Origin of the sequence: Roseinatronobacter sp. NSM, assembly GCF_052379845.1 — a bacterium.
Lineage (GTDB): Bacteria > Pseudomonadota > Alphaproteobacteria > Rhodobacterales > Rhodobacteraceae > Roseinatronobacter.
In genome coordinates this window covers 47600-62212 of the sequence record NZ_JBQTCF010000027.1, presented here as the reverse complement: position 1 = coordinate 62212, position 14613 = coordinate 47600, and the positions used below count along the sequence as shown (strand labels likewise).

Here is a 14613-nt window from a genome sequence, read left to right as displayed (position 1 = left end):
GTTGCTGGCCACCAGTTGCGACGCGCGCAACGCCACGCCCTATCTGTATGACACCACCGCCGATGCATGGCTGGGCAACCACGCCCTGGGTGAAGAAGTGTTCGGCCCCCTTGGCCTGATCATCCGCGCCCGCGACGCGGGGCAGATGCTGGAGCTGGCGCGCGCGCTGCAAGGGCAGCTGACCTGCACCCTGCATCTGGATGCGGGCGACACGGACCTTGGCCAGCGCCTGATGCCGGTGCTGGAACGCAAGGCAGGGCGCATTCTGGCCAACGGTTTCCCAACCGGGGTCGAGGTCACAGACACAATGGTCCATGGCGGCCCCTACCCCGCCTCAACCAATTTCGGCGCCACATCCGTGGGCACCCTGTCCATCCGCCGCTTCCTGCGCCCCGTCTGCTACCAGAACATCCCAAAAGACCTGCGACCAAAGGACCTGCAGTAAACAACCACAAAGGGGTGCGCAAAACACAGCGCGCGCCCCCCCCGCTTGCACTATCCCTTATATTCCGGTCGTCAATCGGTGGCCCGGCGCATGATACAGGCGCAACATTCCGATCGGGCGCGCCTGCCGCCAACTGGTGCGCGTGATCAGCAAGGTGGGTGTGTCCGGTGCGGTTTGCAACGCGCGCGCCACGTCTGACGGCGGGCTGCTTGCTTCGATCGCGATTTGCGCCCGCGTCAGCGGCACGTTTCGCAACAACCACTCATCTGCGGGCATGGCATCCAATATGTCGCGCGACAAGCCCGCGACAGTTGCAGGCACCAGCCAGCGATGTTCCACCTGATGGGGCACCCCATCCGCCGTATACAGGGCTGCAATGAACAAAAGCGGTGTGTCAGCATGCAGGCCCAGTTCCGCCGCAACCGCCGCGTCGGGCAAACCCTCGCGCGCATCCAGCAGGTGATAGCCCGGGTCATGCCCTGCCTTGCGGATGGCTTCGGCAATTATGGGCACGTCCAGCGGGGCCTTGCGCACCGGATTGGCGGAAACCGTCGTGCCCCCTTTGCGTTTGCGGTCCACAAACCCCGCCGTCGCCAGATCGCGCAGGGCCCGCCCGACAGTGGAACGTGTGCAGTCATACTGCTGGGCCAGTTCCACTTCGCGCGGGATCTGGTCGCCGGGCTTCCAGGCACCTGACTGGATGCGACCAAGCAGGTCGCGCCGAATGGCCTTCCAGTCAGCTTTGCCGGGCCAGTCAGCTTTGCCGGGGGGGCCTGTCACATCACATCCCTTAATCGTGTCAGAACGCGCCGATACTCGGCAATGATCGCAGCCTTGCGAATATGCCGGCCTGCGCGCACCATGTGCCGACCTGCCGACCACACATCGGCAATACAGCGGTTATCGCCCGAAAAAATCAAGGTATCAAGGATCAGGTCGCCGTTTCGCCCCTCCAGGTCGGGTGATTGCCCGTCCAGTGCGACCAGATCCGCCCACAGCCCTGCTGCAATCGCCCCGGCGGCGCGACCGGTGGCTTGCGCGCCGCCAGATGCGGCACCCCGCCACAGCACATGCCCTGTGGACTGGTCCGGCGTTGCCAGAACAGCGCGGCCATGATCGCGCAAGCGCTGCGAATATTCCAGCGCGCGCAATTCTTCGGTCAGGGAAATGCGGATGTTGGAATCACTGCCAATTCCGAACACCCCCCCGTGCTCCAGGTAGCGCGCGCCGTCAAAGATGCCGTCGCCAAGGCTGGCTTCGGTGATCGGGCACAGCCCCGCAACCGCACGCGACCCCGCCAGCGCGACTGTTTCGCGCGGGGTCATCTGGGTGCAGTGAATCAGGCACCAGCGGTCTGATAGCGGCGCGTTGTCCAGCAACCATTCCACAGGCCGCGCCCCAAGTGCAGCTTGCACTTCGGTGACTTCTTCAAGCTGTTCGGCCAGATGCATATGCACCACGCGCCCCCGTGCCAGTTCGGCGCAAAACGCCAGATCATCAGGTTGCACTGCGCGCAGCGAATGCGGCGCTATGCCCACGGCGCAGTCAGCGGGCAGCGTTCCAACCGTTCTTTCTGTGTCGGACACCAGTTGTGCGAACTGGTCGCGGGTATTGCCGAACCGCCGCTGACCGGGCGCAAGGGGGCGGCGGTCACACCCGCCATAGCGATACAGGACCGGCAGCAGTGTCAGGCCCATGCCCGTTTGTTCAGCGGCGGCGCAAATTCCATCTGCCATTTCGGACAGTTTGTCATAAGGCTGCCCGTCCGGTTGGTGGTGCAGATAGTGAAATTCCGCCAGCGCGCCAAACCCTGCTTCCAGCATTTCCATTTGCACCATGGCCGCAATTGCGCGGGCGTCATCTGGTGTTAACTGGTCAAGGAAGCGGAACATCAGCCGCCGCCAGGTCCAGAATGTGTCGCGCGGGTCGGGGCCGCGTGCTTCGGTCATGCCTGCCATGGCGCGCTGGAACGCATGGCTGTGCAGGTTCACGGGCGCAGGCAGCAACGTGTCGACCACATGCCCCTGTTGGGGCGCATTTTCCGTAACCTGCGCAATTTGTCCTGACGTGTCAACGCGCACAAGCACGTCCTTCGCCCATCCGTTCGGCAGCAAGGCCTGCCGTGCCCAAATGATTTGTTCGGTGTTCATCTTCATATTGACACTGTTATTATGCTTACGCATATTAATGACACGAAGTTCCGCCAAAGGGAATAGCCCAGTGCAAGACAGTGTTGCAGCCAGCCCGAAGGATCAGCCCTTCAGCACCCGTCAGGGGGGCAGCCCGCTGGTATTGGCCATTCCGCACGCGGGAACCTATGTGCCAGATGATGTGCGCGCGGACCTGAATGAAACGGGCCGCGCCCTTAGTGATACTGATTGGCATATGGACCGCGTGTATGACGGGTTGCTGGCGGATGTCACAGTCGTTTCTGCGCGGTTTCATCGCTATGTCATCGATGCCAACCGTGACCCGTCAGGCGTCAGCCTGTATCCGGGCCAGAACACCACCGGGCTTGTGCCCCTTACGGATTTTGACGGCACCCCCATATGGCAGCGCGAACCCGATGCGCCCGCCATCGCGGCACGCCGCGCGCAGTTTCACGCGCCCTATCATGCGGCGCTGGCCGCCGAACTGGCGCGCGTCAAGGCGCTTCACGGGTTTGCCATACTTTATGACTGCCATTCCATCCGGTCTGAAATTCCGTTCCTGTTCAACGGTGTATTGCCGGATTTCAACATTGGCACGAATCACGGCGTGACCTGTGCGCCCGCCCTTCAGGCGACGGTCCAGCGCCATTGCGCTGCGGCCCAGGGCTTCAGCCATGTGGTGAATGGCCGTTTTGTGGGCGGCTGGACAACGCGGCATTACGGCCAGCCCGATCAGGGCATTCATGCCATCCAGATGGAACTGGCGCAATCGAGCTATATGCAACAATCCCCACCCTGGGACTGGGATGAGGGGCGCGCGACAGCGTTGCGCGCCGTTCTTGGGCCAATGCTGCACGACATCGCAGCGCTGGACCTGTCCTGAACCTGACTTACGACCCCAACAAGGAGCGAACACAATGAAACACATCACCAAATCACTTGCTGCGCTGACGCTGTCAGCCGTGGCGCTTGGCGCGCCTGCCATGGCGCAGGAACGCGTTTTTGTCGGTATTGCGACTGGCGGCACGGGCGGCACCTATTACCCGCTGGGCGGCATGCTGGCGCAGCTGATTTCCAACACCGCAGAGTTGGAAGGCAAGCGCATTTCGGCCACTGCCGAAACAGGCAACGCTTCGGTGGCGAATGCCGGTCTGTTGGCGCAGGGCGAGATTGAGACGGCCTTTATCGCGGCCGATATTCTGGATGCCGCCTATCGCGGGGCCAACCAGTTCGAAGGCAATGCCGCTGAAAACATCCGCGCGCTAGGCTCACTTTACCCCGAAACCGTGCAGCTTGTGGCGCGCGCAGGGGCCAATATTTCCAGCTTCGCGGAAATGGCGGGCAAATCAGTGTCATCGGGGTCGCCAGGGTCGGGCCAGTGGCAGCTTCTGGGCGACCTGCTGGAAGCGCACGGCATGACCCGCGAAGACGTGTCCGAGGATTATTCGTCCTTCGCCCAATCCGCCGACAAGCTGCGCGATGGCAATCTGGATGCATCGCTGATTACTGCGGGCATTCCCACAGCGTCCATCACGGAACTGGCAAACGGCCATGACGTAACCGTGGTGCCGCTGACCGGCCCGGAAATTGCCGCCCTGCAAGAAGTGCAGCCCTATTACGCGTCGGTCACGCTGCCCGCTGGCACCTATCGCGGCATTGACGAGGATGTGGAAACGCTGGCTGTGCGCGCCATCTGGGCCACGCATGCCGATCTGGACGACGATCTGGCCTATGCCATGGTCAAGGCGCTGTATGACAACACTGAAACACTGGCGCAGGTCCATGTCATGGGTGGCCAGATTTCGCTGGATACCGCGCTGGAATCCATCTCGGTGCCGTTGCACCCCGGTGCAGAACGGTTCTACCGCGAAATGGGCCTGATCGAGTGATTGGCCGTGGCAAGTGCGGACTGACCGCGCTTGCCATCGTGATAAGTGTTGCGGGCGGCCCCGGTGCCGCCCGCGACTGCACGCCACGGGCGCTTGACGTGGTTCGCCTGCACGATGGCAAGACATTGGCAACCCTACCCGCAGGTGCGTTTTCGATGCTGTGGCGTCATTCGGTCACCCTGACCATGGTTCAGGCCGATTATGTTCTTGACCCCCAAGGCCGGATCATCCAGATCGCGGAACGTTTCGCCGCGCATGGCCCCGGCATGGCCCATGACGGCACAGGTTGGCGTGTCCATGACGGGCAGATGGTCATTGACCTGAACCGCGATGTGGGCCGCCTGATCCTGCGCAGCGCCCCCGCGCACGAAAACCGCCTTATTGCAGGCGACACCGAACTTGACTTGACCCAATGGCCCGCCACGCCGCTGGAAATACGCCCGCCAGATTGCAAGGACACCCCGCAATGAGCACATCTGCCCCCCAAAGCGACCTGACCGCCGCCGAAATGGAAGCGCTGGTGCGCAAATATGACAGCGAAACCAATTTTCGCCGCCTGACGGGGGTGACGGGGCTTGTGGTGACGCTGGCCTGTATCGTGCTAAGTGTGTTTCACATCTACACATCGGGTTTCGGCCTGCTGAACGAGGTGATGCACCGGTCCGTGCATATGAGTTTCATCATGCCGCTGGTGTTTTTGCTGTTCCCGCGCACGCGGGCAGAACAGCCTGCGCGCGCATGGGGGTTCGGGCTGGCCTTTGCGGCGTTCTATGTGTTTTTGGGCGTGCAACTGGCCGATGCGCTGACCGGGCGCATTCCTGACATGGCGCGCTGGGGGTTGATTGGCGTCAGCTTCGCACTGGGCCTGACGGCGCTGCCTGTCACGGCACTGGGTGGTCAGGGTGACCGGCTGTCAGTGATGGACTGGCCGCTGGCCATCGCGGGGGGTGGGGCATCGCTGTATCTGATTGTCTTTTTCGATCAGATCTTCATCCAGAATGTCGGCTTCCCGCAGCCGCTGGATTATGTGATGGGCCTTTTGGCCATTATCATGGTGCTGGAAGCCGCCCGCCGCACCATGGGCGAGGTGCTGCCCGTGATTGGCACGCTTGCCCTGCTCTATGCCATTTTCGGCCCCTATTTGCCCGGTGATCTGGCGCATAGGGGGTATAATATCATCCGGCTGGTCAACCACCTGTATCTGGGCACTGAAGGGATTTACGGCATCGCCATCGGGGTGGTGGCGACATTCGTGTTTCATTTCGTGCTGTTCGGGGTGCTGGCGCAGAAATCTGGCCTTGGCCAGTTGTTCATTGATCTGGCCAGTATTGTGGCCGGGCGCTATGCGGGTGGCCCTGCCAAGGTAGCGGTCGTGTCATCAGGGTTTTTCGGCATGATCTCCGGCTCTCCGGTGGCGAACACGGTGACGACAGGTGCCTTCACCATTCCCATGATGAAGGCCAAGGGGTTTTCAGGCCGCTTTGCCGCTGCAACCGAAGCATCGGCCAGTTGCGGGGGACAGGTAACACCGCCCATCATGGGCGCAGCCGCGTTTGTGATGACCGAAATGTTGGGCGTCCCTTATAACGAATTGATCCTGATCGCCATCATCCCGGCGGCGTTTCATTACCTGTCGACGCTGTTCATGGTCCATCTGGAAGCGAAGCGCCTGAATCTGGAAGGGATCGCGCCCGACAAACTGCCGCAATTCATGGATGTGTTGGTGCGGTCGTGGCATCTGTTCATCCCGCTGATTGTCATGGTCACGCTGTTGTTGATGAAATTCACCCCGTTTCTTGCGGCCTTCTGGGGGATTATCCTGACAATCGTATGTTCCTATATTCCGGTCCTGTTGCAACTTGTGGGGCTTGGCCGGCGCATGGATGCCAGCAGCGCCCTGACCCCGTTCAAGCTGAAGGATGCGCTGGTTGGCGGCGCGCAGCAATCCATCGCCATTACCGCGGCCTGTGCCTGTGTGGGTTTCATTCTGGGGGTCACAACGCTGACGGGCATGGGATTCAAGTTTTCGGGCGCGGTGATTGATGGCGCTGCATGGATGGGGGCGGCCCTGTCGGGGCTGGACCCGTTCGGGTTCCTGTCGCAAAACGGCACAACGCTGTTTTTTGCGCTGATATTCGTGGCCGTCGCTTGCATCATCATGGGCGCGGGCATTCCCACAACGCCCACCTACATTATCCTTGCCGCGATTGCCGCGCCTGCGTTGCAACAATTGGGTGTGCCGCTTCTGGCCACGCATTTCTTTGTGTTCTATTACGGGGTTCTGGCCGATATTACGCCCCCTGTCGCCCTTGCCGCCTATGCTGGCGCGGGAATTGCGAAATCAGACCCCATGAAAACCGGCATGACCGCATTTCGCTTGTCCATGGGCAAGGCGCTGGTGCCGATGATGTTCATCTATGCGCCCGCGCTGTTGTTCATCGACTTCACATGGTGGGACTTCATGCTGGCGCTGTCGTCAGGGGTGCTATCCATCGTGGCGCTGTCTGTCGCCTATATCGGGTTTTTCAAAACAACTGTGGCACGCTGGGAAAAATGGGCGCTTAGTCTGGCGGGGCTGGTTCTGGTTGCGCATGACGTGACGGCGATTGTCCTAAGTGCGTCAGTGGTGCTGGCAATCCTGTGGCGCAACACGCGCAAGCCCCCTGATACGGCCATCCCGCGCCCCCAGGACTGAGTGGCGCGCGCCCCCCGCTTGGCGTGGCGGGGGGGCGTTGGCCGTTGCGACCAATACGCTAGACCACGGCCCCTATCTGCCATGGCACAAATTCATGATCGCCCAGTCCCAGCCCTTCGGATTTGGTGACATGCCCTGATGCGGCGGCAAGCACCATGTCCACAATCTGCGCGGCCTTGTCCTGCAAGGACACCCCGTCAAGCATGTCGCCGCAATTCAGGTCCATATCATCGCGCATGGCGTTGAACAGGCGCGAATTTGTTGCCAGTTTCAGCGTCGGCGCGGGTTTGGACCCGAAGGCAGACCCCCGACCCGTGGTGAACACGATCAATTGTGCGCCACCCGCAATCTGCCCAGTGGCCGACACAGGGTCATAGCCGGGTGTGTCCATGAAACTTAACCCCGGCGCGGTGATGGGTTCGCCATAGTCCAGCACGGCTTGCAACGGGGTGTTGCCCGCCTTGGCCACGGCCCCCAGGGATTTTTCCAGAATGGTTGTCAGCCCGCCTGCCTTGTTTCCGGGGCTGGGGTTATTGTCCAGCGACGCGCCGTTTTGCGCCGTGTAGTCTTCCCACCAGCGGATCTGCGCAAGCAATTTCTGCGCCACGTCCGGCGTTGCGGCGCGGTCCAGCAATAACCGTTCTGCGCCATAAATTTCGGGGGTTTCCGATAGCACGACGGACGCACCTTGCGCGGCCAGCATGTCGCTGGCCAGCCCCAGTGCAGGGTTGGCCGTTACCCCTGAAAACCCGTCCGACCCGCCACATTGCAAACCGATCTTCAGCGCAGATACAGGCGCTGCGCTGCGCTTGGCGGCGTTTACCTGTGGCAACAATTCCCGCACCCGCGCCTTGATGGCGTCGATCGTGGCGCGTGTGCCGCCGGTGTCCTGAATGGTCAGCCAATGGAACCGCGCTGCTTCGCCAAGCGACTGTTTCATGCGCGAAATCTGCATCACTTCGCAGCCAAGCCCCACGAACAGCGCCGCGCCCACATTGGCATGGCCCGCATAGCCCGTCAGCACGCGTTGCAGCACATCATAGCCGCGCCCGCTGGACGCCATGCCACAGCCCGACCCATGCGCGAAGGCCGCAACCCCGTCAACATTGTCATACGCATCAAGGGCGCCTTCGCGGTCCAGTTCATCGGCGGCGCGGCGAATGACAGTGGCCGAACAATTCACAGTGGCCACCAGCGCGATATAATTGCGCGTGCCTACCTGACCGCCCGCGCGATGATAGCCCTGAAACTGCATTGCGGGCAAATTCCGGTGGCATTCGAGCGCCGCGCGCGCTGCATCCAGCCCGGCACCGGGGGTGTAGTCGCGCCCATGCGCCCCAAAGGCGCAATTATGCCCATGCACATGCGCGCCCGTGTCAATGTCGGTGGTGGCATAGCCAATCACCTGCCCGTATTTGATGACAGCGGCCCCTTTGGGCATTGGCTTTCGTGCAATTTTATGGCCTGCAGGGGCAACCCCCTTCAGTGTCAGAATGGCAACCGTATCAGCGGGGTTCAGCACCAACGGGTCAGACATGTGTCACCATGACGCTTGCCCCATGGGCGCGCAGCCCCGACAATGCCTGCGCAAGTTCAGCGGCAAAACCCGCATCATTGCGCAGGGGTTCGGGGAATATTTCGGACATGGCCAGAAACCCGTCCACTGTCTGGCGCGGGTCATCTTGCCACAATGCCGCCAGACGCGGCGCAAGGGGGTCTTTCACGTCTATCGCCGTGCCGGTTTCGTCCTTGCCGGAAGTGTAGCGCATCCATGCGGCCACAGCCAGGGTCAGTCCTGCGCAGCTGCGCCCCGCCGCGCGGTTCTCCGCTATGGTGCCCAGAATCCGCTGGGGCAGTTTCTGGCTGCCATCCATGGCAATCTGCCAGGTGCGGTGCCGGATGGACGGGTTGGCATAGCGCGTGGCCAGCGCATCGGCATAGGCCCCCAGATCGGTGTTTTCCGGCGGCGTCAGGGTCGGAATAATCTCGGCCTGCCACAAATGGCGCGCATAGGTCACAAAGGCAGGGTCGGTCATGACACTTGCAATTGTCTGATGCCCGGCCAGATAGCCAAGATACGCCAGCGAACTATGCGTGCCATTGAGCATACGCAGTTTCATATGCTCAAACGGGGTGACATCTGCGACCATCTGCGCGCCTGCTGCTTCCCATGTCGGGCGCGGCCCGCAAAAACAGTCCTCGACCACCCATTGGCGGAAGGGTTCGTGCATCACGGGCGCTTCGTCGCGCGCGCCGGTCAGGGTGGCCACGCGGTCCAGATCATCAGGGGTGGTGGCGGGCACGATGCGGTCCACCATCGTGGACGGGAACGCCCCATGGGTGTCAATCCAGTCGGCCAGCGCCGGGTCCATCAGGCGCGCAAGGGCCAGCACCACAGCCCGCACCACGCGCCCGTTTTCAGGCAGGTTGTCACAGCACAGCACTGTAAAGGGCGGCAGCCCGCGTGCATGGCGCAATTGCAGCGCCCGCACCAGATAGCCGGGCGCGGATTTCGGCAGCGCCGCTTCCAGATCATGCACAATATCAGGATGTGCCGTGTCCAGCCGCCCCGTTGCCGGTTCGTGGCAATAGCCCTTCTCGGTGACTGTCAGACTGACAATCGACACTGTGGGCGCGGCCATCGCGTCCAGCACCGCTTGCGGGTTTTCCGGCGCGACCAGCACATTGCGCAGCAATGTCATGACCTGCGGCTTCTGCCCCTCGGGGGCCAGTTCGACCGCCGTGTAGGCCCAGCCCTGCGGGCGCAACCTGTCGCGCATACCCGGACTTTGCAGCGAAACGCCGATGACCCCCCAATCCCCACCGTTCTGGCGCATGGCTTCGGAAATATAGCTTGCGACATGCGCACGGAAGAATGCGCCAAGCCCCAGATGCACAATTCCGGCAGGGGCAGTTGCGGGGGGGTGATATAGTCTAGCGGTCAAGCCAGCCTCCATGAAACGTGAACAAGACGCGGGTGGCGCAATCAGGGCGGCGCAGCGGCTGCCCGACTGCGCCGCCGGTCACAGGTTATAGGCGCGTTTTGCCAGCCGGTAGGCCAGATCATGCGCCAATTCGGGCGCATCACTTTCCGACAGGCGGCCCGTTGCAACAAGCGTTGCCAGATAGGCGCAATCAACCCGCCGCGCCACATCATGGCGGGCCGGAATGGAACAGAAGGCGCGCGTATCGTCGTTGAAGCCCACTGTGTTGTAGAATCCTGCGGTTTCAGTGGTCATTTCGCGGAACCGGCGCATCCCTTCGGGGCTGTCATGAAACCACCATGCAGGACCCAGCTTCAGGCAGGGGTAAACACCCGCCAAGGGGGCCAGTTCGCGGGTATAGGATGTCTCGTCCAGTGTGAACAAAATCAATGTAAGGTCGGCGCGCATGCCAACAGCATTCAGCAGCGGGCGCAGCGCCGCAACATAATCAGTGCGGGTGGGGATATCGAACCCCTTGTCGCGCCCATATATGGCCCTGACCGCGTCGGAATGGTTGCGGTGCGATCCTGGATGAATTTGCATCACCAACCCGTCATCAAGGCTCATGCGGGCCATTTCCGTCAGCATATGCGCGCGGAAGGTGTCCGCGTCCTGCGCGGTGCAAGTGCCGCGCAGGGCCTTTTCAAACAGCGCCGCCGCATCCGCGCTTGGCAAATCCTCGGTTCGGGCCGTGGGGTGGCCGTGATCGGTTGAGGTTGCGCCGAATTCCTTGAAATACGCCCGCCTAGCGCGATGTGCGTTCAGGTAACCGGCCCAAGTGGTGGTATCTTCGCCGGTTTGTTCGCCCATCAGGGCGACATTTTCGGCAAACCCATCCGCTTCGGGGTCAATCACACCATCAGGGCGATAGGCCGTGACAACGCGGCCCGTCCAACCGCTGTCGCGGATCATGCGGTGCCAGCGCAAATCATCAGTGGCCGCTTCGGTCGTGGCAATCGCTTCGATGTTGAAACGTTCAAACAAGGCGCGCGGGCGGAATTCGGGCTTGGCCAGACATGCGGCGATATGGTCATAATACCAATCCGCGCTGTCCGCATTCAGCCGCCGGTCAATCCCGAAGACATGCTGGAACGAATAATCCAGCCACATCTGTGACGGCGTGCCCCGGAACAGGTGGTAATTCTGCGCAAATAACCGCCATATCTTGCGGCCATCGGTTTCAACTGGCCCGCCATCAGCACGCGGCACCCCCAGTTTGTCCAGCGCGATGCCCTGTGAACACAGCATGCGAAACACATAATGGTCCGGCGTGACAAACAGCTGCGCGGGGTCCGGAAACGCCGCATTTTCCGCATACCAGCGCGGGTCTGTATGGCCATGCGGGCTGATGATCGGCAAATCGCGGATATCCGCATACAGCGCGCGCGCAATGTCACGGGCGCGCCCTTCAACAGGAAAAAGGCGGTCTTCGTGCAGCAATGGCATTTGCACCTCTGGTTCGGGGGATGTGTGCGCGACTAATATTCTAGTTTACAGGTTGGGTCAAGGGATGTAGATATTCCGGCTATGAGCACATCGCCACTTCTTCCGTCGCTTGATACACAGCACCCGCGCAGCATGGCTGATCAGGTGTTTGATCTGCTGTATGACCGCATCATCAACCTGACACTGCCGCCCGGCACCAAGCTGTCGGAAGCCGAAGTGGCCACGCAACTGGGCGTATCGCGCCAACCCGTGCGCGATGCGTTTTATCGGCTGTCGCAACTGGGCTTCATCCAGATCAGACCGCAACGCGCAACCACTGTAACGCCCATTTCCAAAGATGCGATCATGCAGGCCTATTTCATTCGCAGCGCGTTGGAAGAAGCGACCATGCGCGTGGCGGCGCAAAAACTGGACACGTCCCATTTTGCGGCCTTGCAGGATGTTCTGGCCTTGCAAGAAAATGCGATGCACCTGGATGACAAGACAGGCTTCCATGCGCTGGATGACCAGTTTCATCATGATATTTGCACCTATGCAGGGCTTGGGTTCGGCTGGACCCTGATCAAGGACAACAAGGGCCATATGGACCGCGCGCGGTATCTTAGCCTGTCCTTCGGGGCGCCCCGCGTCTTGACGGAACACCACGACATTCTGATCGCCCTGAAGGCCCGCGACAGCGACAGGGCAGCGGCGGCGGTGAAACACCATCTTGGCCATATAGGCCAGATCATAGACTGGCTGCAAGTCAACCAGCCGGAAGTGTTCTGACCTGACAGGTCGTGCCCGCCCGCGCATGGCGCGCCTGTGGTTGCGCCGAATTTATACACAAGTGAAGTTTTCATCTGGCGCCGCGTTTCGACTTGGGCTAGACACACATCAAGCCACCTGCGGGGTTTCCCGATGCAGCAGTCCGTTTCGGGCAGATATGCAAAAATCAGCGCAATTTATCTGGGTGCCGCGGGCACAGGCTGGATGGCCGCGCAGGTGCATGTGCCATTGCCGTGGATGATCGGCGCCTTGGTGTTTTCCACCGGCATCAGCCTTGGTGGTGTCCAGATCAAGGCCCCTGCCATGACACGCCCGGCAGGGCAGATCGTGGTTGCAGGGTCTGTCGGGCTGGCCTTTACCCCGGCGGCGCTGGAATCGTTGGGGGCAATGTTCGTGCCCATGGTGATTGCCGCCTTGCTGACAATTGCGGCCGGATTTCTGGTTGCATGGGTGTTGATGCGCCTGTCGGACGTGGACGCAATGACCGCCACATTGGCGTCGGTGCCCATGGGACCTGTGGAATCAGCCCATCTGGCGCAGCGCTACGGGGTAAACCCCGGCCCTGTTGTCTTTGCCCAGACATTGCGGATCATGGCGCTTGTGTTGTTGATCCCACCGGCCATTTTGCTGATCGATGGCAGCGTGGCCGACCCGTCCGAAACCTTGCGCAACATGCACTGGACACCCACCGGGGCGACGCTGCTGATTGCACTGGCCGTTCTGGGCGCGTTCGCGTTCAAGATGCTGCGCGTCTCGAACCCGTTTTTCCTTGGGCCGCTGGCTGCATCGGCGGTGGCGGCAGCGCTGGGGTTGCCAGTGACGGCCACGCCCTATGTGGTGCTTGCGGGGGCGCAGGTGTTTCTGGGTGTATGGCTTGGCGCTGTCATAAACCGGGAGTTGTTTCGCCGCGCAGGGCGGTTTGTCCCGGCGGCGTTGCTGTCCACATTGTTGATGATTGTCTTGTGTCTGGCGCTGGCAATTGCGCTGTCGGTGGTCACCGGCACCAGTTGGTCGGCCATGGTTCTGGCAACCGCACCGGGCAGTGTGACGGAAATGGCGCTAACGGCCAAGGTGCTGCAAGAAAGTGTGGCGCTGGTGACGGCCTATCACATCACGCGCATTTTTATCATCATCCCGTCAGCGCCCTTGCTGACGCGCATTACCGCGCGCCTGACCCATTGGACCCCGCCCAAACGGGACTGACTGCAACCGCGTCAGGTCAGCAGCGCAACTGCCTTGCGGACATTTTCATCCATCGCAATGTCGTCCTGTTTGGCCAGTTCACACAAATATGCGCGCATGGACGGGTCCCAGAAATCACGCAGATGGCTGGCAATGCGTTCGGCCCCGTCATTGCCGGGTTGCGACTTGAAGAAAGTGGCGATCTGGTTGGCCATATAGACCAGTTTGTCAGGCTGCATCGGATACCTTTGTGATAATGCGCGCGGGATGCGCGAAAATGTCGAACCCGCCGCCACGGGCAAAGGCGGCAACAGTAATCCCCGCACCTTCGGCCAGTCGCACAGCGGCAGCGGTTGGCGCGGATACGGAAACAAGCACCGGACACCCCGCCATGGCGCATTTCTGAACCAGTTCCACAGACAGACGGCTGGTCATGATGACAGCCCCCTGCCCCACATCCAGCCCCGCGCGTGCCATGGCCCCGATCAGCTTGTCCAGCGCGTTATGGCGCCCCACATCCTCGCGGGCCAGAACAATGCGCCCGTCACGCGCCATGAAACCCGCCGCATGGGTGGCCCCTGTCTGGTCGCGCAGCGGCTGGCGCGCGGCCAGCGCGTGGCCTGCATGCGCAACGGCCTCGCGTGCCAGCCGCAAGCCGGTATCGGGCACATAGGGCAAGGGGCGGGTGGCCTGTTCCAGACTGTCAATTCCGCATAAACCACACCCGACAGGCCCCGCCATGAACCGGCGGCGCGCCGCCAGCGCTTCGGACTGGTCGTTGCGCAACCAAAGCCGCGCCTCCAGCCCTTGCGGGTGCTGGGCCAGCTCAAAATCCTGCACATCCCCTGCGGTGGCAATAATCCCCTCACTCAGGGCAAAGCCAATGGCCATATCATGAATATCCGCCGGGCTGGCCATCATCACCGCAAGGGTCGTGCCGTCAAACACCAGCGCCACCGGAACCTCGTCGGGCAAGGTGCGCCACATGTCGCGCTGTCCGTCACTATGGACGGACAGGCCCGACATGCTGGCGGCTGGGGCGTGCGGCATGGCC

At 61.7% G+C, this 14613-nt stretch carries 13 protein-coding genes and 1 pseudogene; 7 read left to right on the top strand and 7 right to left on the bottom strand.

From position 1 onward, the window contains the following. Positions 1–445, top strand: a pseudogene (locus ACTZWY_RS14600) (aldehyde dehydrogenase (NADP(+))); the annotation flags it as partial. A 57-nt stretch (positions 446–502) separates the two neighbouring features. Here ACTZWY_RS14600 and ACTZWY_RS14595 read toward each other — a convergent pair. After that, positions 503–1225: a GntR family transcriptional regulator gene (locus ACTZWY_RS14595; RefSeq protein ID WP_444791442.1), complete on the bottom strand. Its 723-nt coding sequence runs from the start codon at positions 1223–1225 to the stop codon at positions 503–505. Next, positions 1222–2601 (bottom strand): formimidoylglutamate deiminase, encoded by a 1380-nt coding sequence (locus tag ACTZWY_RS14590; RefSeq protein ID WP_444791441.1) that lies wholly within the window; start codon positions 2599–2601, stop codon positions 1222–1224. Before ACTZWY_RS14590 ends, ACTZWY_RS14595 begins: the two co-directional genes overlap by 4 nt. 64 nt (positions 2602–2665) lie before the next feature. On the opposite strand from ACTZWY_RS14590, the gene hutG reads away from it, so the two are divergent. Genes hutG through ACTZWY_RS14570 form a run of 4 tightly spaced genes read left to right on the top strand, consistent with a single transcriptional unit; the run spans position 2666 to position 7179 of the window. Then, a complete protein-coding gene (hutG, locus tag ACTZWY_RS14585; protein WP_444791440.1) occupies positions 2666–3478 on the top strand; it encodes an N-formylglutamate deformylase in 813 nt (270 codons plus the stop codon). Between the two features lie 34 nt (positions 3479–3512). Continuing rightward, positions 3513–4484, top strand: a complete 972-nt coding sequence (locus ACTZWY_RS14580; protein ID WP_444791439.1) for a TAXI family TRAP transporter solute-binding subunit — start codon at positions 3513–3515, stop codon at positions 4482–4484. Next, complete coding sequence (locus ACTZWY_RS14575) at positions 4481–4954, top strand: DUF1850 domain-containing protein (RefSeq protein ID WP_444791438.1); 474 nt, start codon at positions 4481–4483, stop codon at positions 4952–4954. Before ACTZWY_RS14580 ends, ACTZWY_RS14575 begins: the two co-directional genes overlap by 4 nt. After that, a complete protein-coding gene (locus tag ACTZWY_RS14570; RefSeq protein WP_444791437.1) occupies positions 4951–7179 on the top strand; it encodes a TRAP transporter permease in 2229 nt (742 codons plus the stop codon). The genes ACTZWY_RS14575 and ACTZWY_RS14570 overlap by 4 nt, the downstream gene beginning before the upstream one ends. 58 nt (positions 7180–7237) lie before the next feature. Here ACTZWY_RS14570 and ACTZWY_RS14565 read toward each other — a convergent pair whose 3' ends face one another. From ACTZWY_RS14565 to uxaC, 3 genes are all read right to left on the bottom strand, one after another. Next, the gene (locus ACTZWY_RS14565; protein WP_444791436.1) at positions 7238–8716 is read right to left on the bottom strand and encodes a UxaA family hydrolase; all 1479 of its coding nucleotides are present in this window, start codon (positions 8714–8716) and stop codon (positions 7238–7240) included. After that, positions 8709–10136 carry a mannitol dehydrogenase family protein gene (locus ACTZWY_RS14560; protein WP_444791435.1) on the bottom strand — a complete coding sequence of 476 codons (1428 nt, stop codon included), beginning with the start codon at positions 10134–10136 and terminating at the stop codon, positions 8709–8711. The genes ACTZWY_RS14565 and ACTZWY_RS14560 overlap by 8 nt, the downstream gene beginning before the upstream one ends. A gap of 66 nt (positions 10137–10202) precedes the next feature. Then, positions 10203–11609 (bottom strand): glucuronate isomerase, encoded by a 1407-nt coding sequence (gene uxaC, locus ACTZWY_RS14555; RefSeq protein ID WP_444791434.1) that lies wholly within the window; start codon positions 11607–11609, stop codon positions 10203–10205. An 81-nt stretch (positions 11610–11690) separates the two neighbouring features. Here uxaC and ACTZWY_RS14550 point away from each other — a divergent pair, with 81 nt between their 5' ends. Both ACTZWY_RS14550 and ACTZWY_RS14545 read left to right on the top strand, forming a co-directional pair. Next, the gene (locus ACTZWY_RS14550) at positions 11691–12377 is read left to right on the top strand and encodes a GntR family transcriptional regulator (RefSeq protein ID WP_444791433.1); all 687 of its coding nucleotides are present in this window, start codon (positions 11691–11693) and stop codon (positions 12375–12377) included. A gap of 132 nt (positions 12378–12509) precedes the next feature. Further along, on the top strand, positions 12510–13580 hold the full coding sequence (locus ACTZWY_RS14545) for an AbrB family transcriptional regulator (RefSeq protein WP_444791432.1): 1071 nt from the start codon (positions 12510–12512) through the stop codon (positions 13578–13580). An 11-nt stretch (positions 13581–13591) separates the two neighbouring features. On the opposite strand, the gene ACTZWY_RS14540 is transcribed toward ACTZWY_RS14545, so the two are convergent. Together ACTZWY_RS14540 and fdhD are read right to left on the bottom strand one after the other, a co-directional pair. Then, complete coding sequence (locus ACTZWY_RS14540) at positions 13592–13798, bottom strand: formate dehydrogenase subunit delta (protein WP_444791431.1); 207 nt, start codon at positions 13796–13798, stop codon at positions 13592–13594. Continuing rightward, the gene (fdhD, locus tag ACTZWY_RS14535) at positions 13788–14609 is read right to left on the bottom strand and encodes a formate dehydrogenase accessory sulfurtransferase FdhD (RefSeq protein WP_444791430.1); all 822 of its coding nucleotides are present in this window, start codon (positions 14607–14609) and stop codon (positions 13788–13790) included. The genes ACTZWY_RS14540 and fdhD overlap by 11 nt, the downstream gene beginning before the upstream one ends. Positions 14610–14613: the final 4 nt, after the last annotated feature.